The sequence below is a fragment of the Rhodoflexus sp. genome, from assembly GCF_053489755.1.
The window spans coordinates 24,585-48,588 of sequence record NZ_JBRCHD010000006.1 but is presented as its reverse complement, the minus strand read 5'-3'; the positions used below and the strand labels follow the sequence as shown (position 1 = coordinate 48,588).

At 44.9% G+C, this 24,004-nt stretch carries 21 protein-coding genes; 18 read left to right on the top strand and 3 right to left on the bottom strand.

Annotation, left to right across the window (positions count from 1 at the left end; translation table 11 throughout):
* Positions 1-344, bottom strand: a 344-nt coding sequence (locus ACWIP2_RS00820; protein ID WP_448517987.1) for an AAA family ATPase, incomplete at its 3' end; no start/stop codon positions are given.
* Positions 345-452: 108 nt separating this feature from the next.
* Here ACWIP2_RS00820 and ACWIP2_RS00815 point away from each other — a divergent pair.
* The 17 genes from ACWIP2_RS00815 (at position 453) to ACWIP2_RS00735 (ending at position 22,476) form a co-directional block, all read left to right on the top strand.
* A complete protein-coding gene (locus tag ACWIP2_RS00815) occupies positions 453-3,053 on the top strand; it encodes a M14 family zinc carboxypeptidase (RefSeq protein WP_448517986.1) in 2,601 nt (866 codons plus the stop codon).
* Between the two features lie 30 nt (positions 3,054-3,083).
* A complete protein-coding gene (locus ACWIP2_RS00810; protein WP_448517985.1) occupies positions 3,084-3,524 on the top strand; it encodes a peptidylprolyl isomerase in 441 nt (146 codons plus the stop codon).
* Between the two features lie 207 nt (positions 3,525-3,731).
* Positions 3,732-6,161, top strand: a complete 2,430-nt coding sequence (locus ACWIP2_RS00805; protein WP_448517984.1) for a penicillin acylase family protein — start codon at positions 3,732-3,734, stop codon at positions 6,159-6,161.
* 24 nt (positions 6,162-6,185) lie between these two features.
* On the top strand, positions 6,186-6,527 hold the full coding sequence (locus ACWIP2_RS00800) for a hypothetical protein (RefSeq protein WP_448517983.1): 342 nt from the start codon (positions 6,186-6,188) through the stop codon (positions 6,525-6,527).
* Positions 6,528-6,539: 12 nt separating this feature from the next.
* Positions 6,540-7,478 carry a phosphoribosylaminoimidazolesuccinocarboxamide synthase gene (locus ACWIP2_RS00795; protein WP_448517982.1) on the top strand — a complete coding sequence of 313 codons (939 nt, stop codon included), beginning with the start codon at positions 6,540-6,542 and terminating at the stop codon, positions 7,476-7,478.
* A gap of 25 nt (positions 7,479-7,503) precedes the next feature.
* Positions 7,504-7,884 carry an STAS domain-containing protein gene (locus tag ACWIP2_RS00790; protein WP_448517981.1) on the top strand — a complete coding sequence of 127 codons (381 nt, stop codon included), beginning with the start codon at positions 7,504-7,506 and terminating at the stop codon, positions 7,882-7,884.
* 113 nt (positions 7,885-7,997) lie between these two features.
* Entirely contained in the window at positions 7,998-9,683 is a 1,686-nt protein-coding gene (locus ACWIP2_RS00785; protein ID WP_448517980.1) for a cation:proton antiporter, read from the top strand.
* Between the two features lie 256 nt (positions 9,684-9,939).
* A complete protein-coding gene (locus ACWIP2_RS00780) occupies positions 9,940-11,253 on the top strand; it encodes a cytochrome c3 family protein (RefSeq protein ID WP_448517979.1) in 1,314 nt (437 codons plus the stop codon).
* A gap of 61 nt (positions 11,254-11,314) precedes the next feature.
* Positions 11,315-14,524 carry a TAT-variant-translocated molybdopterin oxidoreductase gene (locus tag ACWIP2_RS00775; protein WP_448517978.1) on the top strand — a complete coding sequence of 1,070 codons (3,210 nt, stop codon included), beginning with the start codon at positions 11,315-11,317 and terminating at the stop codon, positions 14,522-14,524.
* 31 nt (positions 14,525-14,555) lie between these two features.
* Positions 14,556-15,986, top strand: a complete 1,431-nt coding sequence (gene nrfD, locus ACWIP2_RS00770) for an NrfD/PsrC family molybdoenzyme membrane anchor subunit (protein WP_448517977.1) — start codon at positions 14,556-14,558, stop codon at positions 15,984-15,986.
* Between the two features lie 21 nt (positions 15,987-16,007).
* Positions 16,008-16,625, top strand: coding sequence for a DUF3341 domain-containing protein (locus tag ACWIP2_RS00765; RefSeq protein ID WP_448517988.1), 618 nt, complete (start codon positions 16,008-16,010; stop codon positions 16,623-16,625).
* Positions 16,626-16,645: 20 nt separating this feature from the next.
* Positions 16,646-17,296, top strand: coding sequence for a c-type cytochrome (locus ACWIP2_RS00760; protein ID WP_448517976.1), 651 nt, complete (start codon positions 16,646-16,648; stop codon positions 17,294-17,296).
* 39 nt (positions 17,297-17,335) lie between these two features.
* Positions 17,336-18,652, top strand: a complete 1,317-nt coding sequence (locus tag ACWIP2_RS00755) for a quinol:cytochrome C oxidoreductase (RefSeq protein ID WP_448517975.1) — start codon at positions 17,336-17,338, stop codon at positions 18,650-18,652.
* 79 nt (positions 18,653-18,731) lie between these two features.
* A complete protein-coding gene (locus ACWIP2_RS00750) occupies positions 18,732-19,766 on the top strand; it encodes a cytochrome c oxidase subunit II (protein ID WP_448517974.1) in 1,035 nt (344 codons plus the stop codon).
* 27 nt (positions 19,767-19,793) lie between these two features.
* Positions 19,794-21,659 carry a cytochrome c oxidase subunit I gene (locus tag ACWIP2_RS00745; protein WP_448517973.1) on the top strand — a complete coding sequence of 622 codons (1,866 nt, stop codon included), beginning with the start codon at positions 19,794-19,796 and terminating at the stop codon, positions 21,657-21,659.
* Between the two features lie 99 nt (positions 21,660-21,758).
* Positions 21,759-22,133 (top strand): VOC family protein, encoded by a 375-nt coding sequence (locus tag ACWIP2_RS00740; protein WP_448517972.1) that lies wholly within the window; start codon positions 21,759-21,761, stop codon positions 22,131-22,133.
* Positions 22,134-22,227: 94 nt separating this feature from the next.
* Entirely contained in the window at positions 22,228-22,476 is a 249-nt protein-coding gene (locus ACWIP2_RS00735; RefSeq protein ID WP_448517971.1) for a type B 50S ribosomal protein L31, read from the top strand.
* Between the two features lie 91 nt (positions 22,477-22,567).
* Here the strand turns inward: ACWIP2_RS00735 and ACWIP2_RS00730 are convergent, their stop codons facing one another.
* Both ACWIP2_RS00730 and ACWIP2_RS00725 read right to left on the bottom strand, forming a co-directional pair.
* On the bottom strand, positions 22,568-22,690 hold the full coding sequence (locus tag ACWIP2_RS00730) for a hypothetical protein (protein ID WP_448517970.1): 123 nt from the start codon (positions 22,688-22,690) through the stop codon (positions 22,568-22,570).
* Positions 22,691-22,730: 40 nt separating this feature from the next.
* Complete coding sequence (locus tag ACWIP2_RS00725; protein WP_448517969.1) at positions 22,731-23,150, bottom strand: OsmC family protein; 420 nt, start codon at positions 23,148-23,150, stop codon at positions 22,731-22,733.
* Positions 23,151-23,201: 51 nt separating this feature from the next.
* Here ACWIP2_RS00725 and ACWIP2_RS00720 point away from each other — a divergent pair, with 51 nt between their 5' ends.
* Positions 23,202-23,990: a PhzF family phenazine biosynthesis protein gene (locus tag ACWIP2_RS00720; protein ID WP_448517968.1), complete on the top strand. Its 789-nt coding sequence runs from the start codon at positions 23,202-23,204 to the stop codon at positions 23,988-23,990.
* Positions 23,991-24,004: the final 14 nt, after the last annotated feature.

Genomic DNA, 24,004 nt, shown 5'->3' with positions numbered 1-24,004 from the left:
TGAAAGGCATCTGCTAGCCGTTGTAATTCCTGCCGCAGGCGCAAGGCTAAGTTGTCTGTCTGATAAGTGAGTTGCGCAAAACTCAAATGAATCACCGGACTTGTGCGCTGCCAGTCAATTTGATCTTCAATCCAAAGTCCTCTGAATAATTCCTGATTGCCCAGAAATATCTCTTTCATCGTGCTGATCAGCAGCGACTTACCAAAGCGACGCGGACGGGATAGAAAGTAGTATTTCCCCTGATCTATCAAGCGGAAAATATGCGGCGTTTTGTCGATATACACATAACCGCCTCTGCGCAGTTCGCCAAAATCCTGTATGCCGATAGGATATTTCTGAATCATAGCTTAAAAATAAGGTTTTCGGCTGATTTGCCCCAAAAAATTGCGATTTGAGTGCCAAGCGGCTAATTTAACGCCGCAAAATTTATTCATTCTTTGTTATCAGTAGATATGAAGCAACTTCTCTATGCCTTTCTGCTCACGTTAGTGGCAGCTATGGGTACTCGTGTGCAAGCGCAGGAGCTATCCTATTACCTGCCCGATTCGGTCAAATACAATCCTGCCATACCAACACCTGAATCTGTTTTGGGATACAAATTTGGTGCATGGCATATGACCCACGATCAGATGGTTTATTATTTCCGTGCGCTGGCAGCAGCATCCGACCGCGTAAAAGTGGATGAGTTTGGGCACACCTATGAAGGTCGTCCGCAGTTGTTGGTCATTATTTCCTCTGCCAAAAATCAGAGTAACATGGAAAATCTGCGGCAGCAACACCTCCAACTCAGCGATCCTGCTAAATCGGCATCGCTGAATTTGGAAAGTATGCCTGTCGTGACATGGATGGCGGCGACTATTCACGGCAACGAGCAGAGCGGGGTAGGTGCGATGGTACTGACTGCTTACCACTTGGCGGCGGCGCAAAGCGCCCGTGTGGAAGAAATGTTGGACAAGATGATTGTAGTGATGGAACCCTGTCAAAATCCAGACGGTATGAACCGTTTTTCCACTTGGGTGAATATGCACAAAAGCATTGGTACAACATCATCAGACCCCGCTGCGCGTGAATTCAACGAAAACTGGCCGGGAGCACGTACCAATCACTATTGGTTTGATCTGAACCGTGACTGGTTGCCTGCGCAGCACGTAGAAAGCCGCAATCGTCTGGTAAAATATCATGAATGGAAGCCCAATGTGGTAGCCGATCAGCACGAGATGGGCACTAATGCAACTTACTTTTTCATGCCCGGCGAACCTTCGCGTACTAATCCACTAACTCCACCTGTTAATCAGGAGCTTACTGTAAAGTTTAGCCGCTATCATGCCTCTTTTTTAGATCGCATTCAGTCGGCTTATTATTCCAAGGAGGGATTTGACGACTTCTACTATGGCAAAGGCTCTACTTATCCCGATGGCAACGGTGCTGTAGGGATTCTGTTTGAGCAGGCAAGTTCACGCGGTCATGCACAGGAGAGTGAAAACGGCATTTTAACCTATCCTTTTACGATTCGCAACCAATTGGCTACCTGCCTTTCTACTTTGCAGGCATCCTACGACCTGCGTCTGGATCTACTGAAAATGCAGCGCGATTTCTATCAGTCTGCCGTGCGCGATGCCAATGCCTCGCCTGTAAAAGGCTATGTATTTGGCGATACTTTTGACAAAGGACGCAACTATCATTTTGTGGAATTGCTGCGCCGTCATCAGATAGAAGTTTACGAACTGAAAAACAGCACACAAGCCGGTGGATTGACCTTCCTGCCTGCGACGAGCTACGTAGTACCTACCTCGCAGCCACAATACCGCTTAGTGCGCTCTATTTTTGAAAAAACGCTGGGCGAATATTACAAAGACAGCCTTTTCTACGACGTTACTACGTGGACAATGCCGCTGGCTTTTGGTATGCCTTATGCCGAATTGCGCACTCCTATAGGCGCATTGCTGGGCAATAAAATTGAAGGAATGCCGCAAATGCCTAAAGGCGAAATCATTGGCGGGGTAAGCAGCTATGCCTATATTTTCGAGTACGATGAGTACTACGCCCCTAAAGCACTCTACGAAATTTTGAATAGAAATATTTCAGCGCGAGTGGCTGCCCGTCCTTTTGAAATCACACTGGCAGATGGCAGCAAGCGCAAGTTTAACAGTGGCGCAGTTACCGTGATGGCAGGTGCAAACCCGCAGATGACGCACGAAATGCTCAAAGCTATTGCCGAGCAGACAGGAGTAACTGTTTTTGCTGTGAAGACAGGTTTGGCAGAGGCAGGCCCAGATCTGGGTGGGCGCTACTTCCAAAAAGTGCGCAGACCTTCAGTATTAGTTTTTGCCGGACAAGGCACCAGCAGCTACGATGTAGGCGAAATCTGGCATCTGTTTGACAACCGCTTCCGCATCCCTATCAGTGTAGTAGATTTGCGCGATGCCGGACGTGCCAACTTAGACCGCTACAATACTATCATCATGGCAAACGGCAGCTACCCGGAAATAGGACAGGCGCTGCAAAACCGCCTGAAAAGTTGGGTACAAAACGGCGGAACACTCATTGCGATCGAAAATGCGGTTGCATGGGCAGCTCGCAACGGTTTGACAGATGCCTCTTTCAAACCTGAACGCAGAGACTCTGTTCAAATGAATGTGCTTTATGCAGACTTAGAAAGTCTGGCAGGCGCACAGCAAATCGGCGGCAGTATTTTTGAAACCCGCTTAGATCTGACGCATCCGCTGGCTTACGGCTATCGCAACAATTCGCTGAGCCTGTTCAAAAACAACAAACTATTTTTGAAACGCGGCAATAATTCGGCAGTTAGCCCGCTGAACTACACAGCTAACCCATTGCAAAGCGGTTATATTTCCAAACAGAATTACGATCAAATCAAAAATAGCGGTGCTGTTCATGTAAGCGCACAGGGCAGAGGCAGAGTTATCAGTATGACTGAAAGCCCTAACTTCCGCGGATTCTGGTACGGTGGAACCAAGTTGTTTATGAACAGCGTATTCTTCGGCAACCTGATTCGCACTTCGTTTGGTTCTTTTGGCGAAGAAGAAGAGTAAGTTTGTGGCAATCATTTCATTTTCCGATTTATGAAAACAGCAGAAATACACACCAAACATGGTGTAATGAAGATAGCATTCTTCGAGAAGGATGCCCCAGGTACAGTAGCCAACTTTGTCAAGCTCGCTACATCCGGCTTTTACGATGGTTTGATTTTCCACCGCGTCATACCCGGTTTTGTTGTGCAGGGCGGCTGCCCCAACGGCATCGGCAATGGCGGACCGGGCTACAAAATCCCGTGCGAATTAGACGGCGACAACCAGTACCACGATACCGGCGTACTTTCTATGGCACATGCAGGTCGTAATACAGGCGGCTCGCAGTTTTTTATTTGCTACAACCGCGAAAACACCAAGCACTTAGACCGCAAACATACCGTCTTCGGCAAAGTCGTAGAAGGGTTGGAAATTATCCCCAAAATCAAGCAGGGCGATAAGATGGACAAAGTTGTGATTAACGAAGAGGCATAATTTCAGGAACGCTGATAACACGGATACAGGCAGATAACACAGAAAAAAGCGGATTTAATTAATAAAAAAATCTGCGAAAAACTGCGTTGTCTGCATTTATCAGCATTCCAAAATTCGGAATAGGTTGATATTTTCCACCTTCATCCGCGTGCTATTTGCATTTTATATCATTTCTAATCCGGTATAACCGACCGTAAAACCGTAAATATGAAATACATTAAACTACTGCTTTCGCTTGCCATTACCGCTGCGCTGGTTTTGGGGCTGAATAATAAGTTTGGGCAGGTGCCGCCGCTGGGCAAATTCCTGAACCCTTTCGATGGCTTTTGGCAAAATGCACAGAATAAGGATCAGGTGCAGAGTGCGCCTGCTGATGTACGCCTCGACGGGCTGAAAGGCAAGGTGCAGGTAATTTATGACGACCGGTTAGTACCGCATATTTTTGCTGAAAATGATGAAGACCTGTATTTTATGCAGGGTTACATAACAGCGCAGCACCGCCTCTGGCAGATGGAATTTCAGACACATGCCGCTGCAGGGCGCGTATCCGAAATTGTAGGCAAAGCTGCTGTTGATTTTGACCGCACCAACCGCCGCAAAGGAATGATGTTCGGTGCTGAAAGAGCTATTCAGCAGATGGATACTATCCCGCTGGCAAAAATGATGTTAAATAGTTATGCCAACGGCGTAAATGCGTATATCAATAGCCTCAGCCTCAAAGACTTACCGGTAGAATATAAGTTGCTCGACTATCGTCCCGAAGAGTGGACACCTGTTAAAACAGCCCTGTTGCTCAAATACATGGCCAACACATTGGCTTCGGGTGACGATGCAATTGAGAACACCAACGCACTCAAACTGTTGGGGCGCGAAACATTTGACTTGTTGTTCCCCGAATACCATCCCGAGCAAGCGCCAATCGTACCGACCGATGGCAAATGGAACTTTGAGCCGCTAAAAGTCAATACGCCCAATGTTCAGTTTTCCGATAGATTTTACCATGTAATACCGATGCCTAAAACCGAACCCGGTGTAGGCAGCAACAACTGGGCAGTAGCAGGCAGCAAAACCGCATCCGGTAATCCCATCCTTTGCGACGATCCGCACCTGACGCTCAGCCTGCCTTCTATCTGGTACGAAATGCAACTCGTAGCACCCGGAGTAAACGTGTATGGCGTAACGCTGCCTGGCGCACCCAATATTATCATTGGCTTTAATAACGATGTAGCATGGGGCGTAACCAATGCCCAGCGCGATCTGGTGGATTTATATGCCATTCAGTACAAGGACGACTCGCGCAATGAGTATTTTCTGGACGGCAGGTGGGAAAAAACCAGCAAGCGCATTGAAGAAATCAAAGTGCGCGGGGATAAGCCCTACTACGACACGGTGGTTTACACCCACTGGGGGCCCGTTGCCTACGACGAAACATTCCATCAGGACAAACAGCACAGCGACCTCGCGATGCGCTGGATTGCACATGACCCCTCGCTGGAGCTACTGACCTTCTACTACCTCAACCGCGCCAAAAACTATCAGGAATATGTATATGCGCTGACTTTTTACGACTGTCCCGCGCAGAACTTTGCCTTTGCCGCTACCAACGGCGATATAGCCATGTACATTCAGGGCAAATACCCGATTAAGTGGCGCGAGCAGGGCAAATTTATTCTGGACGGAACAACCACAGCATCTGCTTGGCAGGGTTATATTCCTGACGAACAGAACGTACATGTACTAAATCCTAAGCGTGGTTATGTAAGTTCTGCTAATCAGCATCCAACTGATACGCTCTATCCTTACTACGTCCATGCAACCAACTTCGAATACTACCGCAACCGCCGCATCAATCAGTTATTGGATTCCATGACAGGGATTACCCCGCAGATGATGATGGAAATGCAGAACGATAATTACAATCTGAAAGCAGCGGAAAGTTTGCCGTATTTCCTCGCGCAGGTAGATGTAAATGCGCTCAACGCGCAGCAAAAGGCAGCCTATCAGTTACTGCAAAAGTGGGATTTCTATAACCATGCAGACATGGAAGCGCCAAGCTACTACGAAGCGTGGTGGGATAAGTTGTTCCCGCTGATTTGGGATGAGTTGCGCGGTAGTGGTATTCCTTATTCCCGTCCCGATGCTTTTACAACAATCAAGCTCCTGAAAACCAAGCCACAGCATCCATTATTTGATAATAAAGGTACTCCTGATTTAGAAACAGCAAAAGAAATTATTGCCAAAGCATTTTTGCAGGGCATAGACAGCGTGAATAGCTGGAAAAAAGCCAACGACAACAAAATGCCTTTGTGGGCAGACTACAAATCTACTTCGGTGCAGCATTTGGCGCGTTTGGAGCCTTTTAGTGTAAGTAAAGTTCGCAATGGGGGCAACCATAACATCATCAATGCAAGCAGTGAACGCAACGGCCCTTCGTGGCGCATGGTGGTAGAATTGGACAAAAAAGGCGTAAAAGGCTGGGGGGTTTATCCGGGCGGACAGTCAGGCAATCCGGGTAGTCCTTATTATATCAATATGATTGACACCTGGCGCGATGGCAAGCACTACGAACTCTTGTTTATGCAAAGCCCGACACAATCGGTAAAAAATATGCTGTTCCGGCAAACTTTTTCTAACTAAAAATTCGCTGTTACAACTATGTTTTTGATTCGGATAATTACCTTGGCAGTGGTTTGTGCTGTGTTCCACGTGCTCTTGCCCGGCAATGCAGTATATGTAGTGGCAGCAGTTTCGCTGATTTTTGGAGTTATTTTCGGCAAAAAACCCTTTCAGGCATTTTTGATGGGCTTGCTGGGGGTTGGCTTGCTGTGGGGTGGCTATGCGGCTTGGCTCGACCAGATGACTGATTCTATTTTGGGAGCAAAGGTCGCCGCCATATTTTCTCTACCCAATGCCCTAATTTTGGCGGTAGTTACCGGACTGATTGGTGGACTGTTGGGCGGATTTGCTGCCTTATCCGGTGCGCTGATGCGTAAGCTGGTATAAAACAATAAAAATATGCAGGCGCTCAAACAAACCAATTTTCAATTTCCCGTACAAACGGGCTTTTATCGCGGCAAAGTGCGCGATGTGTATTTTTTTGGCGATAGGCTGGCTATTGTGGCTTCCGATCGTATTTCAGCCTTTGATGTGGTGCTGCCGCGTGCTATTCCCTACAAGGGGCAGGTACTCAACCAGATTGCAGCGCACTTTCTGCAAGCCACTGCCGATATTGTGCCCAACTGGTTAGAAGCAATGCCGCATCCGCAGGTGAGCATTGGCAAGCGCTGTGAGCCTTTTCGGGTGGAAATGGTCGTTCGTGGCTATCTGGCCGGTCATGCGTGGCGCGAGTATAAAGCAGGCAGGCGCAGCATCTGCGGCGAACCAATGCCTGAAGGTATGCGCGAAAACGACGCATTCCCGCAGCCGATAGTTACGCCAACAACCAAAGCCGAAGCCGGACACGATCAGGATATTTCCGAAGCCGAAATTCTGGCGCAAGGAATTGTAAGCCCAGAAGATTACGCTATTCTAAAAAAATATACGCTGGCTCTCTACCAACGCGGCGTTAAAATGGCAGCGGCACGCGGGCTGATTCTGGTAGATACCAAGTACGAGTTCGGCAAGTGGAACGGACAGATTTATCTCATTGACGAGGTGCATACGCCCGACTCTTCGCGCTATTTCTATGCAGAGGGCTATGAAGAAAGGCAAGCCAAAGGCGAGCCGCAGCGGCAACTTTCCAAAGAGTTCGTTCGCGAGTGGCTCATGGCAAACGGTTTTCAGGGCAAAGAAGGGCAGCAAATCCCAACGATGGACGATGAGCGCGTTGCAGCCATTTCCGAGCGATACATAGAACTCTACACACAGATTACCGGCAAACCCTTCCAAAAACAGGAATATGCCAATATTCTACACGATATTGAGTCTGCCATTCAAACTTTTTTGGAAGACTGAGTATCTTTACGCAAATCATTGAATTATGCAGCATACCGTAGAAAAATATGATAGATACACACTGCTTGCAGTGCAAGAAGAAAAGTTAGCCACTACGATCTCCCCTTTGCTAAAGGCTGAAATTGTTAGGCTGTTTCAGGAAGACCATGCTACCAATCTGATCATTGATATGTCAGAAATCAAGTACGTGGACTCTTCGGGGCTTAGTGCAATACTGGTAGCTAACCGATTAGCTAACGAGGCAGAGGGAATACTGGTGCTGGTAGGTGTTAACGATCACGTAATGAAACTGATTACTATTTCAAAGTTGGATAATGTGCTAACCATTGTCCCGACTGTGGCCGAAGCCGTAGATGCTATTTTTCTAAGCCAGATAGAGCGCGATTTGGGTGCGGAGGGAGAATAAACAACAAAATTAAGCGTTCGGCGTTTTGCGCAGCTTTAAGTCTGTTGAATGTAGTTTTCAGCAGACTTTTCGTTTTTTTTTAGTTAAATTTTCAAATAGAAAAGGTTTGATTGATGAACTGGTTAGCTACTATAGCTGAAAATCCTTTTTATGAGTTCAGTCTCATCCTTTTACTCGCTGTATTGTTAGGCGCTTTAGGGCAGTTCTTACGACAGCCGTTGGTTGTGGTGTTTATTGTGCTTGGTATAATCGTAGGCCCTTCGGCACTTGATATTGTCAAGTCTAAGGCAAATATTCATTTACTGTCTGACATAGGTATTGCAATCTTGCTCTTTATCGTAGGGTTGAAGTTAGACTTGCGCATTATTAATTCAATCGGCAAAATAGCCCTGATGACAGGACTTGGGCAAGTGATTTTCACTTCCCTGATCGGCTATCTGATCGGCATATTATTAGGTTTTCCACCTTTGCATAGTTTTTACATAGCCGTTGCTCTTACTTTTTCAAGCACAATCATCATCGTCAAACTGCTGTCGGACAAAAAAGAAATAGACTCGCTACACGGACAAATTGCGATCGGTTTCCTGATTGTACAAGATATTGTTATCATTCTGGTAATGATTATTCTTTCTGCTATGCGTAAAGGTGGCGACGTATCCCTAGTGCAAGATCTGGCAGGGACGTTGTTGTCTGGCACTGTACTGGTGGGTATAATAGCACTAATGGCACGTTTTTTTATTCCGCCTTTGAGTTTGTGGGCTGCCAAATCACAAGAGCTTCTAAGTTTATTTGCCGTCGCATGGGCTGTTTCACTTGCTTCTGCAAGCGAAATGATGGGCTTTAGCCGTGAAGTTGGAGCTTTTTTGGCAGGTGTAAGTCTTGCTTCTTCCAAATTCAGAGATGTGATTGGTAGTCGGCTAACCAGTTTACGCGATTTTCTACTGCTCTTTTTCTTTGTTCACTTAGGCGCTACTCTGGATCTCAAACTTATTGGTAGTCAGGCAGATGCAGCATTTATTTTCTCCGTTTTTGTGTTGATAGGAAATCCTATCATTGTCCTTGTGATTATGGGGCTGATGGGCTACAAAAAACGCACATCCTTTCTGGCAGGGCTGACAGTGGCTCAGATTAGCGAGTTCTCGCTCATTTTTGCAGGGCTGGGATTGGCTGTAGGGCACATAAATGAGGAGATAGTAGGGCTAATCACTTTGGTAGGGCTAATTACTATTGGACTTTCTACATACATGATCCTGTATTCTCACAATTTATATAACCGGTTAGCTACTGTACTAACCATCTTCGAAAGAAAGATTCCTTACAGAGAAACAACAGAAATCATTGATGAGCAGGCAGAGTATGACCTGATCATTTTTGGTTACGGGCGCTTCGGCAGCAAACTTATTGATTTGCTTAAGGAGCATCCTTCTGTCCGTTATCTATGTGTGGACTTTGATCCGTTCGTTGTCCGAAGAGGGCAGGAAAGGGGGGATACGATTATCTACGGCGACATTGAAGACCCTGACCTGCTTGCACATATTCCGTTTAGAAGCAGTAAGTGCATTATTAATACTGTTCCGGACGCAGATATTGCACGCCATCTTATTAATACGCTCAGACATGAGAACTATAGTGGCAGCATATTTCAGGTAGCGGTCAATGATCAGCATCGGTCGAAGTTGGAAGGGTGTGGCGCAGATCGGATACTAATGCCTCATAGCATGGCTGCAGCCAATTTCTACAGTGATATTCTCATGGCATTAATCACAGAGGCATCGCAGAAAACCAGTAAAATGGCGTAGTTTGCAAACAACAAACTTGCACATATGTTTTATTAAGTGTTGCAACAGTTAAGAGCGCAGTTTAGAGTTATTCTAAATTAGCTTTTTGTGTGATACACTACGCAAAAAAGCCTCAAAATGAACTTTGTAAGCAACTATTTTTCTATCTGTAGGTGCTACTGAAGTTTGTTATCACTGATTCGGCAATTAACTTTGCAATACAAAAGCAAGCGTGTGAACGCGATTATACATTAATATACTATTCAACTATATAACGATGCTCAGGTTTAAGTTCTCATCTCTATTGGGGTTAGTTGTTTGGTGTGTCTTTGCTTTTTCCGCACCTGCGTTTGCACAGGCAGACGGTGATGGTGATGGAGACGGTGGAGCCGCCGACAGCGCTCCTGCTGCTCCTGCAGCGGGTGGTGTAGCAGGTCTATCTACAGACCAGGCTATTATTGATCAAGGGCAGGACCTCTTTAACGCCAACTGTAGGCAGTGTCATGCGGTACATGAAAAAGTTGTAGGACCGGCAATGGCTAATGTGTACGAACGGCGTACGGTGCCTTGGCTGATTAATTTCATTAAATATCCACAGCGTGTCATTGAAAGCGGCGATGCTTATGCGGTGGCACTCTACAAAGAGTACCAGCAATATATGCCTAACCACGACTTCCTGAAAGATGATGAGATTAAAGCTATTCTTTCATGGATACAGGCAGAAACAATTAAAGGCCCTACAGTTGCTGCAGCGGCTACTGCTGCTGGCGGCGCTGCAACTGGTGGCGCTGCAACTGGTGGTGGTGCCGATAACTCGGGTTTGCTGACCGCTATTATAGCAGGTTTGGCTTTCCTCTTAGTGGTTACCCTTGCAGTACTTGCCCTGATGGCTGCAACCCTGAGCAAATACCTCCGAAAAGAATCCAACCTTTCTGAGGAAGATAGAGAACTGCTCGAGCAACGTACAGATTGGGCAGGTGTCTTCAAGAGCCAAGCCTTTATTGGTATTACAGCATTTGTATTTGTGGCACTTGTACTCAAGGCAACTGTAGAAGGATTGATTACGATCGGTGTACAACAAGGTTATGCGCCTACGCAACCAATTCCATTCTCACACAAGTTACATGCCGGACAGTACGAAATTGACTGTAAGTATTGCCATACAGGTGTAGAGAAAGGTAAATCTGCTAATATTCCTTCGGCTAATATCTGTATGAATTGCCACAATGCAATTAAGACTACTTCGCCGATTATTCAGAAGATCTACGAACACATTGAGAAGGATGAGCCTATCCAGTGGGTACGTGTACACAACCTGCCCGACTTAGCCTACTTTAACCACCAGCAGCACGTAAAAGTTGCAGGATTAGAATGCGAAAACTGCCACGGAAATATCAAAGAAATGGAAGTAGTGCAGCAGGTTTCACTCTTGACAATGGGCTGGTGCATAGACTGTCATCGCAAAACAGAAGTAAATGCGAAAGACAATGCATACTACGACAACTTAGTACAGCTACACGCTAAGTCTTCTAAGACACCTATGCGCGTGGAAGATATTGGTGGTTTGGAGTGCGCAAAGTGTCACTATTAATAATGACGGACAATCTCAAGACGAGTAAAACCATTTTTTCGTAACCCTTGACGACTGAGTAATGGAAGAGACAAAAAAAATATATTGGAAAGGTATTGAAGAGCTTACAAACGATGCAGAGTTTGTAAAGTATGCAGAAAAAGAGTTTCCTCACTACCTGCCCATCAAAGACAGCTATGGCGATAACGAATCTGCAGCACCTAGCCGCCGCGACTTTCTGAAGCTGATGGGCTTCAGCGTAGCCGCTGTATCGCTGGCTGCCTGTGAAGCACCTGTAAAGAAGGCAATTCCATGGTTGAATAAGCCTGAATCTGTTGATCCGAGCATTGCAAACTACTATGCCTCTACATTCATAGATGGCAGCGATTATTGTTCGGTAGTAGTAAAAACCCGCGACGGACGCCCAATATTTATTGAAGGAAATACATTCTCTAACGTATCCAAAGGTGGTATAAGCGCAACTGCTACTGCCTCTATCATGTCTCTGTATGACATCGAGAAGGCAAAAGCACCTTCTAAAGGCGGAAAACAGACCGATTGGGCAACACTTGACAAGGAAGTTACAGATCAGTTGTCGAAAATAGCACAGGCAGGCGGACAGATTTGCATTGTGAGCAACACGATTATGAGTCCTTCTACGCAGAGTGTGATCAATGACTTCATTGCCAAATATCCAACAGCTAAGCATATATCTTATGATCAGGTTTCTGCGCATGGTATTCTGCAAGCTAACGCCCGCCAGTTTGGCAAGGCGATGATACCGTCTTATCACTTTGATAAAGCAGAAACTATCGTAACAATTGGAGCTGACTTTCTTGGTACATGGATTTCGCCTGTAGAATATTCCAAGCAGTTCAATACTACCCGCAAAATAGGCAAGGACAAAAAGGTAATGTCTCGTCTGTATGCTTTTGAGTCAATCATGAGCATTACCGGCGCTTCGGCTGATTATCGCACTCCCATCAAACCGTCGCAGGAAGGACTGGTAGTGGCTAAACTCTATAACCTGATTGCACAGAAGACAGGTAAAGCAACTGTACAGGTAACAGACATAAGGATACCCTATATAGAAGCTGCTGCCGATAAACTTTGGAATACTAAGGGTAAATCGCTGGTCGTAAGTTCATCTAATGATGTGAACGTTCAGTTGATGGTAAATGCTATCAATGAAATGCTGGAAAGCTACGGTGCTACCATTGATACTGCAATTCCTTCTTTCCAGAAAAGGGGTAATGATGCCGAAATGGCAGCCTTCGTAAAAGAGGTAGCAAGCGGCGGAGTACAGGCAGTGATTTTCCTGAACGCAAATCCTGTTTATGATCATCCAATGGGTGCTTCATTGGAAGCCGCATTAAAAGGCAGGAAAGTACAACTAACAGTAGGTATTTCAGATCGCATGAATGAGACTACCTCGCTGTGCGCATATCATGCTCCGGACAGTCATTTCCTTGAGTCGTGGAACGATGCTGAGCCTAAGAAAGGACATTTCAGCCTTTGCCAACCTACGATTGCTCGTATATTCAACACCCGTCAGGCACAGCAGTCGTTGCTTACTTGGGCAGGTTCTGAAACTGATTATTATGCCTATATCCGCAATTTCTGGAAGGCAAACCTATTCAAGTTGCAAAACAAAGAGAGTGAATTTGAGGCTTTTTGGAATCGCTCATTGCATAATGGCGTGTTTGAACTTGCCGAACTAGGTAGTTATACTTCTGTATTTGAGAAGTCAGGCAGCCCATCTTCAATAGATCTGAATGCTGTGGCTGCGCAAATAGCTGCCGACTATAAGGCCGGTAATGCAATCGAGTTGGTTCTTTATCAGAAAGTGGTTGTGGGAACTGGCTCACAGGCAAATAACCCCTACCTACACGAAACCCCTGATCCAATTTCGAAGGCTTGCTGGGGTAATTATATCTCTGTTCCGGTGTCAATGGCAACTCAATTGGGCTTTACACAAAAAGAAGGCAAGACACAGATAGGTAAATTAACTGTCGGTAAAATAGCAGTTGAACTTCCTGTGCTGATCCAGCCGGGGCAGGCAAAAGAAACAGTAGCTCTTGCAATTGGCTTTGGCCGCAAAGATGCAGGCAAGGTAGCTACTGAGGCGGGGGGGGCTAATGCCTATCCGCTGGCATCTATGCTGGGCGATGCTGTGCGTTTTGCCAATATCCAAGATATTAAATTAGAGAAGGTAGAACAGCGCACGCGCTTGCCACAAACCCAAACGCACGAAACTTTCATGGGGCGCCAAAGCATCATCCAAGAGAGCACTTTGGCCGAATATGTGAGAAATCCAAAGGCTGGTCGTTATGAGCCGATGATTGCTACATACAAAGGCATGGAGCGTCCGACGGATATTTCGATATGGGATATTCGCGGCGATGGCTACGGCAAAAAGTCTGCTGAATTGACCGACTACGAAAAAACACTCTGGGAGAACAGAAAAGAAGCAATGGGCGTTTCTTCCGGTGCTGCCGATATTCACGTGTACGCCAACCACCACTGGGGCATGGCGATTGATTTGAATTCTTGCACGGGATGCTCTGCTTGCGTGGTGGCATGTCATATAGAAAATAACGTTCCGATTGTTGGTAAGAAAGAAATTATCAATCGTCGCGAAATGCACTGGATTCGCATTGACCGTTACTACAGTTCAGATGGCGCACCGAAAGACTACGATGCGTTGGAGATTGTTTCCGAAAACCCGGAAGTAGTGTTCCAGCCGATGATGTGCCAGCACTGTAACAACGCACCATGCGAGACAGTATGTCCGGTTGCCGCTACTACACACAGTTCGGAAGGTCTCAACCAAATGACTTACAACCGTTGTGTAGGTACGAAGTATTGCGCTAACAACTGTCCGTATAAAGTACGTCGTTTCAACTGGTTTAAATACTATCAAAATGATGAGTTTGATTACCACATGAACAACGATTTGGGTCGTATGGTATTGAACCCAGATGTTACCGTTCGTTCACGTGGGGTAATGGAGAAATGCTCTCTATGTGTGCAGCGTATTCAGTCCGGTAAATTGAAGGCCCGTAGCGAACAGCGCCGTCCTGTTGATGGAGAAATCACAACAGCATGTGCCTCGGCTTGTCCCGCTGATGCAATCGTGTTCGGCGATTTGAACGATCCTTCATCTCGCATTTCTAAGTTGCTCGATAACGAGATAAGAGAGCGTGCTTACAACGTTCTACACGAGATCGGCACAAAACCAAACGTATATTACCTCACCAAAATCCGCAACAAGGACAAGGCGCAGGCATAATCAAGTTCAGGGAAATTAAAACTTACCGCATATGCAAATTATATCTGAAGTAAGGGAACCCTTGGTAACCGGTGGTAAAACTATTAAAGACGTTACCAATGACATCTCTCGCCACGTAGAAAACCAGCCTACAAATCTGTGGTTCATCTGCATGGCTGTCTCAATTATCTTATTGGGCGTAGGTGGCTATTTTGTCGGCGACTTAGCTTGGAATGGTATCGGTCGCTGGGGGCTGAACAAGACGGTTCAGTGGGCTTGGGATATCACCAACTTCGTATGGTGGGTTGGTATCGGTCACGCAGGTACATTGATTTCAGCAATTCTTTTGTTGTTCCGTCAGAAGTGGCGTACATCTATCAACAGGGCTGCTGAGGCGATGACTATTTTTGCTGTTATTTGTGCAGCATTTTGGCCAGTTATTCACATGGGTCGCCCTTGGGTAGGTGCTTATTGGGTGTTACCACTGCCAAATACCTTTGGTTCGTTGTGGGTAAACTTCAACTCGCCGTTGTTGTGGGATGTATTTGCAATCTCTACCTATTTCTCGGTATCTCTGGTATTCTGGTATGTAGGCCTAATCCCTGATTTTGCTACTATTCGCGATCGTGCTACCTCAGCCGTATCCCGTTTCTTTTACGGACTATTGAGCTTTGGCTGGACAGGTTCTGCTAGAGACTGGATGCACTATGAGGCAGTATCTTTGATTTTGGCAGGTCTTTCTACACCACTTGTACTTTCTGTACACACCATCGTAAGTTTTGACTTTGCAACTTCTGTAATTCCGGGTTGGCACACCACCATTTTCCCTCCTTACTTTGTTGCAGGAGCAATCTTCTCGGGTTTTGCGATGGTACTTACGCTTATGCTGGTTATTCGCAAGGTCTACCGTCTGGAAGACTATATTACATTAGAGCATATTGAAATGATGAACATCATTATCATCGTTACAGGTTCTATTGTAGGTATTGCTTACACCACTGAATTCTTCATAGCATGGTATTCTGGGGTCGAATACGAGCAATATGCATTTATTAACCGCGCAACAGGACCTTACTGGTGGGCATACTGGGCGATGATGACATGTAATGTAATCTCTCCTCAGTTATTCTGGATTAAGAAGATTCGCACCAGTATAGTTTGGACATTCTTCCTTTCCATTATCGTAAATATCGGTATGTGGTTCGAGCGTTTCGTAATTATCGTAACCTCGCTGCATCGCGATTACCTGCCTTCGAGCTGGGTTTACTTCACACCGACTATTCACGACATTATGTCTTACCTGTTTACTTTTGGCTTGTTCTTCTTCCTGTTTTTCTTGTTTGCCAAATTCTTCCCTGTGGTGAACATGGCAGAGGTGAAGTCTGTACTGAAAGAAAGCAATTCAAAAGTTTATCGTGCGCGTCGTACGATAGTAAACGAGCCGCTGCCGCAAGCAGAAGAAAATGTAGTTGAGGCCAAATAAACTTCCGTATCAATCATGGCAATGGAGAAAGATAAACATTATTTAATAGGCGTATTCGCTGATCATGACGATTTGTTGCATGGCATTGAAGATATGCGCGCCAAAGGTGTGAAAATACATGAGGTGTATTCACCATATCCTGTACACGGACTGGAGCACGCGCTTGGTTACAAGCGCTCTTGGATGCCGAAAGCCGCTTTTGGCTTCGGTGCATTGGGCACAACGCTTGCAATCACAATGCAGGTTTATATGATGGCTGTAGACTGGCCCATGATCATTGGTGGTAAAACATATCTTGCAGTACCTGATTTTGTGCCTGTTACCTTCGAAATGACCGTACTGTTAGCTGCTTTTGGTATGGTGGGTACTTTCTTAGTAAGCAGAGACCTTAAACCTTACAAGGTGCCCCGCATATTTGATATTCGCGCAACGGACGATAAGCATATTGTAGCTGTAGATTTGGCTGCAAACTCTCTTTCAGAAGAACAAATCTCAGGCTTGTTCAAAGAAGCGCATGCTGAAGAGGTTTATCGCCGCGATTTTCCTGATGAGGAGAAGTCAACTTCTTTCGTTAGCTATGCAGTGGACTTGTTTACTAACGGTGTAACCCGTTCAAGCCGAATTTCAACCCATCGTTAATTTTAAGCTCGTTTAGAACCATGTTTAAGATTTCACATATTACATTGTTTGCGGCTGTCAGTGCCGTCCTTCTTGGCTGCACAGGTGCAAGCGGTGATGACCCGGGCGTGGAGTATGCACCGCAAATGTATCATTCGGTTGCTTATGAACCGTTGTCCCAGGTAGTAGATGAGAATAGTCCTTATTACAATTCCGCACCTTTCAACGACTATCAGGGCAAGAAGAAAATCAATCTGATGACCCCTGTAGAAGGTGTTGTAGCGCGTCAGAACTATTCAAGCGTAACCAAGTCAGCGATGGCATCACCTGATCAGCAACTCTTAATTTATGAGTTGCACAAGGATAGTATTGATTTGGCGGCACGTATCCTGAAAAATCCGGTGCCATTAGATGATGCCGGCAAAGTAATAGAAGAAGGCAAGCATTTGTATCTCGGCTTTTGCGCGGCCTGCCATGGAATCAATGGCGCAGGCGACGGCAAGGTGGCTGAACAATACAAAGGTATTCCTAACTACGCGGTTGGCCGTTACAAGACTTTGTCAGAGGGACACATTTTTCATGTAATTACACATGGAAAAGGTCGGATGTGGTCGCATAAGAGTCAGCTTTCACCTGAAGAACGCTGGAAAGTAGTTCATTACGTACAAAAATTGCAAAAGGGCGAATCTTAACAGAGCGCTGATGGTTGGACTTTAATTATGATCAATGCAATGAAAGCTGAAACACATCATCATAACATAGAAGAACAATTTGTTTTTTCCGACACAGCCAAGAAGTCTATCTTCACTGTGCTTGGCATAGGTCTTATTATGTTCGTTATAGGGGTAGCGTTGCTGGCTTTTGGCGGAGACTCGCATAGCCACGAGGGTCATGCCTTGGCAAATAGTGGAGAGTTTGTTACAGTAGCTGAAGGGCACGACCATGGACACGCCTACCATTGGACTAATCGTCTGAAAGTAACTTTTTGGCATAATAGTGTATTCTTTATCGGTCTAGCAATTGTTGGTATATTCTTTACTGCGATTCAGTATGCTGCTCATGCAGGCTGGTCTGCTATATTGAAGCGTGTGCCTGAGGCATTTGGAAGTTTCCTGCCTTACGCTGCCGTACTCTTGGTCGCAACATTTGCATGGGGCTATCACGAGATTTTCCACTGGACAGATAAGTCGTTGATGGATCCTAATAGTCCTAATTTCGATTATATCATCGCAGGTAAGGGTGCATATTTGAATATGCCTTTTTTTATCAGCCGTATGCTTATTTTTATCTTGGGCTGGTATATATTTTATCACTTTCTGCGTAAAAATTCGTTAGCCGAAGACATAGAAGGAGGAACACATCGCTTTTGGAAGATGAAAGTGATCTCTACGCTGTTCATCATTTTCTTTGCGATAACTACCTCCATGGCTGCATGGGACTGGGTAATGTCTATTGACACACACTGGTTCAGTACTATGTTTGGCTGGTACACTTTTGCAAGTTGGTTCGTTGCAGGATTAGCAGCTATTACGCTGGCGGTACTTTACCTGAAAGATGCCGGTTATCTGAAAGCAGTTAACGAAAGCCATTTACATGATTTGGGTAAGTTCGTATTTGCATTTAGCGTATTTTGGACGTATATTTGGTTCAGTCAATTCCTGCTCATTTATTATGCAAACATTCCTGAAGAGACGATTTATTTCGTCGAGCGTCTGCGTAGTGAGCAATATGCTAAGTTTATTTTCATCAACCTATTCCTGAATTTCTTCTTTCCGTTTCTCGCATTAATGACTCGAGATGCGAAACGCAAGGCAGTAATTCTGAAAATCGTTTGCTACGCGGTAATCATTGGACACTGGTTAGATTTTTATCTAATGGTTACCCCAGGTACATTGAAGGAGAATGGCGGACTTGGCCCGCTTGAGATTGGTTTGGCACTGATTTACTGCTCAATGTTTGCTTACGTAATTGCTCAGGCACTTACTAAGGCTCCATTAGTAGCAAAGAATCACCCAATGCTACAGGAGAGTTTACATCATAATATTTAAAAAATGTGTGCAGTCGAAAAACTTTTTGTCTGCACACATTGTAGATAGAATAGTATTTAATTTTATTCGATAAAGCAACATGACAGGTCTTATTCTTTTGACAGGAAGTATTCTGGTAGTTGCAGTGTTTATTTTGATCTATCGCATCCTTTCTCTGATAGAAATTGCGAAAGGGATTCAGGCTAAGCGTGCAGGTACTAGTAATACGGTAAACAGCTTATTATTTGTGCTGTTTTTCTTTGTAGGGTTTGGGCTTATTTTCTGGTACTCCGGAAAAGCTAGTGAAAGTTTCCTACCTGAAGCTGCGTCTGAACATGGTAAGGTCACCGACCAACTGTTCTGGATCACAACAGGAATAACATTTGTTGTGTTCTTCCTGACACACGTTATCTTATTTATTTCCCCTTACTTCTTCCGTTATCGCAAAGATCGCAAAGCCTATTGGTGGCCCGATAATACGAAGTTAGAAGTAGCTTGGACAGTAGTTCCTGCTATCGTGCTGACAGTACTTGTATTGACCGGGTGGTCAGCATGGCGCGATATTACTTCACCTGCTCCTGATGATAGTGTGCAAGTAGAGATTGTAGGAAAGCAATTTAACTGGATGGTGCGATACGGCGGCAAAGATGGTAAGATTGGTAAGCACGACTTCCGTAAGATAGATGCTACTAACCAACTCGGCATGGACTTCGCAGCAGATAAGTCTAATTTTGATGACTTTATTCCACGCGAAATTCACATTCCTAAAGGAAAGAGCGTTTTACTAAAAATTCGTGCGCGCGATGTATTGCACAGCGTATTCATGCCACATTTCCGTGTTAAAATGGATGCAGTTCCAGGTATGCCTACCAGTTTCTGGTTTACGCCTACAAAAACGACCGAAGAGATGCGTCGTGAGTTGAACAATCCAAACTTTAATTACGAGTTGGCTTGTACAGAAATTTGTGGTCAAGGTCATTTTGCTATGCGAATGGTCATCGTTGTTTCAGAACCTGAAGAGTTTGAAAAATGGTATGCTGAACAAGAACCTTGGGCTAAGCAAAATGCTGATTATATTGCTACGCTTAACTTGGAAGATACCAAGGAGTTAGCACAACTTCTCAACCAGAAATAATTTTCTACTATTTAATACTTATCTCTTATGGCAACAGTAGATATTGATTTACACAAGCCGGTCGGTGAGAATATACATGATGACCATCATCATGACGATCACCATCATGAGGAGTCGTTTATCACCAAGTATATCTTCACTGAAGATCATAAAATGATTGCCAAGCAATTCCTGCTTACAGGTATTTTCTGGGCAATCATTGGTGGTATTCTCTCTGTTCTTTTCCGTTTGCAATTAGGTTTCCCTGATGCAAACTTGGAGTTCTTGCGCCCTCTACTGGGAGACTGGATTACTACGCAGGGCAAGTTGGATCAAAACTTTTACCTTGCGCTTGTTACCATGCACGGTACGATCATGGTATTCTTTGTGCTGACTGCGGGCTTGAGTGGTACATTTAGCAACTTCCTCATCCCATTGCAGATCGGAGCGCGAGACATGGCTTCAGGATTTATGAACATGCTTTCTTATTGGTTTTTCTTCCTATCAAGCGTGGTCATGTTCATTTCTCTGTTTATTGAAACAGGTCCTGCGAGTGGTGGCTGGGTAGTTTATCCTCCGTTGAGTGCTTTGCCTCAATCAATGCCTGGTTCGGGTTTAGGTATGACCCTCTGGTTGGTAAGTATGAGTTTGTTTATTGTGTCTTCTTTGCTTGGTGGTATTAACTACATTGCTACTGTGATCAATCTGCGTACAGACGGCATGTCTTTCTCTAAGTTGCCTTTGACTATTTGGGCATTCTTCCTGACAGCTGTACTGGGTCTCCTATCATTCCCTGTTCTGTTTGCAGCGGCTTTGTTGCTAATTTTTGATCGCAGTTTTGGAACAAGTTTTTATTTGTCTGAGATCTACATCAATGGTGAGCCTTTACACAATATGGGTGGTAGTCCGGTATTGTACCAGCACTTGTTCTGGTTTCTTGGACATCCTGAGGTGTATATCGTAATGTTGCCCGGATTGGGCATTACGTCTGAGATCATTGCTACAAACTCTCGCAAGCCCATTTTCGGATACCGTGCGATGATCGGATCTTTGTTAGCGATTACCTTCCTAGCATTTATCGTATGGGCGCACCACATGTTCGTTTCAGGTATGAATCCTTTCTTAGGTACTGTATTTATGTTCCTCACATTGATCATTGCAGTTCCGTCTGCTGTGAAAGTATTCAATTATCTGGCTACTTTGTGGCGTGGTAATATTGTATTTACACCTGCAATGTTGTTCTCTATTGGTCTGGTATCCTTCTTTATTTCCGGTGGTGTAACAGGTATTGCTTTGGGTAATAGTGCTATTGATATTCAGTTGCATGACACTTATTTTGTAGTAGCTCACTTCCACCTCGTGATGGGTTCTGCATCATTCTTTGGCATGTTGGCAGGTATCTATCATTGGTTCCCTAAGATGTTTGGACGTATGATGAATGAGAAACTCGGTTATGTACACTTCTGGATCACTTTCATAGGTGTGTATATGGTGTTCTTCCCAATGCACTATCTTGGCATTACCGGTTTTCCTCGTCGCTACTATTCATGGACTAATTTTGATGCTTTCAACACATTCTCTGATCTGAATGCATTCATCAGCACAGCAGCTATTATTACATTGGCTGCTCAGTTGATCTTCTTGTTCAACTTCTTCTACTCGATGTATAAAGGTCGTCTTGCACCTGAGAATCCTTGGAAATCCAATACATTGGAATGGACTACGCCTCGTTTTCCTCAACATGGAAACTGGCCTGGCAAAATTCCAACAGTGTATCGTTGGCCTTACGACTACAGCAAGCCTGGTGCTAAAGAGGACTTCATCCCTCAAACTGTACCATTCTCTGCTACTCCTGAGTCAAACTTACCTCATGAGAATGAAAGCATTGAATTAGAGAAAGAATTTGCAAAGTAAGTTTATTTGCGAAATAAATAAGAACCACTCCGCACACATGGAGTGGTTTTTTATTGTACAGATCACAAGACTTGTAGCCAGGTTTAATTTAGTATTTGCATGATTATCAGCGGAATAGATCATATCTCACTGCATGTCGCGGATGTGAATGTTAGTAGCGGTTTTTACAAAGAGATTATTGGATTGGCAGAGATTGAACGGCCGTCTTTTGATTTTCAAGGGGCTTGGTTTGACCTGGGAAAGGGGCAAACCCTACATCTGATAGAGGGCAGGCAAGAAAATCCATTGTGGGGCAGCAGAGCCACGCATATTGCATTTGCTGTATCAGATATTATCCAAACTGCCGATTATATGAAAGCGCAGCATATTAGCCACACGCCTGTAAAGCCACGACCGGATGGAGTGCTTCAGTTTTTTGTTACAGATCCGGATGGTTATTGGCTTGAGTTCTGCGAAATACCTAAAAAGGGATAATCAGAGATAAAATTTTGAATATTAGCGCAATATATCTAAATTTGCGCTTGTTTTCAAAACTCGGAGTCGGAAGCATTCCATTGTTCATAAAGTCATGAAAAAAGACATCCACCCAAACTATCGCGAGGTTGTGTTTTTGGATACCCAAAGCAACTTCAAATTCCTTACCCGTTCTACTGTTGAAACAAAAGACACGATTGAGTGGGAAGACGGTAAAATTTATCCTTTGGTAAAGATTGAGGTTAGTTCATATTCTCATCCATTTTATACAGGCAGTGCAAAATCATACATTGGCACTGCAGGGCGTGTTGAGAAGTTCCTCAAAAAGTACAACAAAAAGTAGTGCTGTTTTGCGTACAGCACCAAGTCCTTTCGGGAAATTTTTCTGAAAGGACTTTTTTGTTTTATATGAATTGGATGATGGGTCAATCATCTCAGAGGGGTTTAATATCGGTAGTGCAATCATTGCCCTCTTCTTCCATTACTCCAATGAGAGCTTCGTAAATTACCTGCACAGCCCCTACGGAGCAGAAAGAGGAGGGCAGAGTTGGTTTCAATAGGCAATCCTTACGGGATAAAAACTGCATAGTATATGATTCATTTTAGTATTAACTCGAAGCTATACGAGATGGCAGCTGTTGAGCGCAGCATAGCAGCTACCGAACAGTATTTATTAACCGATAAACTAATTGCGCGCGCTACCTTTTCGTCAGGAATATCTCCTGTCAGGATGAAGTGTATATGAATTTCGGTAAACACCGCAGGCGTGCAATTTTCAGCTCGTTTAGCATTGATTATCAGACGAATATCTTGTAAGTTATATCCTTGTTTTTTCAAAATATTAATCACGTCTATTGAAGAGCAACCGCCCAGTGCTGCTAATACCATTTGCATAGGACGCATACCTGCATCGTGGCCACCAATAGAGGGGGCAGCGTCTATTTCTACTATTTTCCCTGACTCATTCGTAGCCTGCATATGGAAGGCATTATCTATGCGCTGAATTTCAATAATCATTTGTTGTTTCGTGTTTGATTTCACAAATTACGCGAAAATAATAGGATGGCCATGCAAAGAATTCCGATTTACCAGATAGATGCATTTACTAATAAGATATTTGGAGGTAATCCTGCGGCGGTTTGTCCATTAGAACAATGGCTGCCTGAGTCCGTAATGCAATCGATTGCTGCGGAGAATAATTTGGCGGAAACCGCTTTTTTTGTCCCACGTGGGCGAGAGTTCGAGATTCGCTGGTTTACCCCCGAAGTAGAAGTGGACCTGTGTGGGCATGCTACGCTGGCTGCCGCTCATGTGATCCTTTATGAGTTAGAATGCCCTAATAATTATGTGCACTTTCATTCACAAAGTGGTTTGCTAAAGGTATATCGGAAGTCTAATTATTTAGAATTGGATTTTCCAAGTCGTCTGCCGCAGCCTGCTGAGTATCCTCCCGGGCTGATTGCGGGTTTGGGCGCTGCCCCGCAACATATCCTACGCTCCCGCGACTACTTATGTGTCTATGATACTGAGGAAGAGGTTGCTGCGCTGACACCACAATTCAATGAGTTGGCCAAATTAGATGTGTTGGGTATTATTGTTACTGCGCCCGGTAAAAACGTGGACTTTGTTTCGCGTTTCTTTGCGCCGCGCACAGGGGTCAGTGAAGATGCTGTGACAGGTTCGTCGCATAGCACGCTGATTCCATATTGGGCGGAACGACTGGGAAAGAGTAAAATGTTTGCGCGTCAGATTTCTAAACGGGGCGGAGAGTTATTCTGCGAGTTGCATGGCGATCGCGTGCGCATCGGCGGACACGCAGTATGCTACTTGAAGGGGGAAATTACAGTGCCTGTATAGCAGCCTGCATCTGA

Coding starts and splice junctions, on each gene's coding strand:
- ACWIP2_RS00815 (WP_448517986.1), top strand. CDS start 453: ATGAAGCAACTTCTCTATGCCTTTCTGCTCACGTTAGTGGCAGCTATG.
- ACWIP2_RS00810 (WP_448517985.1), top strand. CDS start 3,084: ATGAAAACAGCAGAAATACACACCAAACATGGTGTAATGAAGATAGCA.
- ACWIP2_RS00805 (WP_448517984.1), top strand. CDS start 3,732: ATGAAATACATTAAACTACTGCTTTCGCTTGCCATTACCGCTGCGCTG.
- ACWIP2_RS00795 (WP_448517982.1), top strand. CDS start 6,540: ATGCAGGCGCTCAAACAAACCAATTTTCAATTTCCCGTACAAACGGGC.
- ACWIP2_RS00790 (WP_448517981.1), top strand. CDS start 7,504: ATGCAGCATACCGTAGAAAAATATGATAGATACACACTGCTTGCAGTG.
- ACWIP2_RS00785 (WP_448517980.1), top strand. CDS start 7,998: ATGAACTGGTTAGCTACTATAGCTGAAAATCCTTTTTATGAGTTCAGT.
- ACWIP2_RS00780 (WP_448517979.1), top strand. CDS start 9,940: ATGCTCAGGTTTAAGTTCTCATCTCTATTGGGGTTAGTTGTTTGGTGT.
- ACWIP2_RS00775 (WP_448517978.1), top strand. CDS start 11,315: ATGGAAGAGACAAAAAAAATATATTGGAAAGGTATTGAAGAGCTTACA.
- nrfD (WP_448517977.1), top strand. CDS start 14,556: ATGCAAATTATATCTGAAGTAAGGGAACCCTTGGTAACCGGTGGTAAA.
- ACWIP2_RS00765 (WP_448517988.1), top strand. CDS start 16,008: ATGGAGAAAGATAAACATTATTTAATAGGCGTATTCGCTGATCATGAC.
- ACWIP2_RS00760 (WP_448517976.1), top strand. CDS start 16,646: ATGTTTAAGATTTCACATATTACATTGTTTGCGGCTGTCAGTGCCGTC.
- ACWIP2_RS00755 (WP_448517975.1), top strand. CDS start 17,336: ATGAAAGCTGAAACACATCATCATAACATAGAAGAACAATTTGTTTTT.
- ACWIP2_RS00750 (WP_448517974.1), top strand. CDS start 18,732: ATGACAGGTCTTATTCTTTTGACAGGAAGTATTCTGGTAGTTGCAGTG.
- ACWIP2_RS00745 (WP_448517973.1), top strand. CDS start 19,794: ATGGCAACAGTAGATATTGATTTACACAAGCCGGTCGGTGAGAATATA.
- ACWIP2_RS00740 (WP_448517972.1), top strand. CDS start 21,759: ATGATTATCAGCGGAATAGATCATATCTCACTGCATGTCGCGGATGTG.
- ACWIP2_RS00735 (WP_448517971.1), top strand. CDS start 22,228: ATGAAAAAAGACATCCACCCAAACTATCGCGAGGTTGTGTTTTTGGAT.
- ACWIP2_RS00725 (WP_448517969.1), bottom strand. CDS start 23,150: ATGATTATTGAAATTCAGCGCATAGATAATGCCTTCCATATGCAGGCT.
- ACWIP2_RS00720 (WP_448517968.1), top strand. CDS start 23,202: ATGCAAAGAATTCCGATTTACCAGATAGATGCATTTACTAATAAGATA.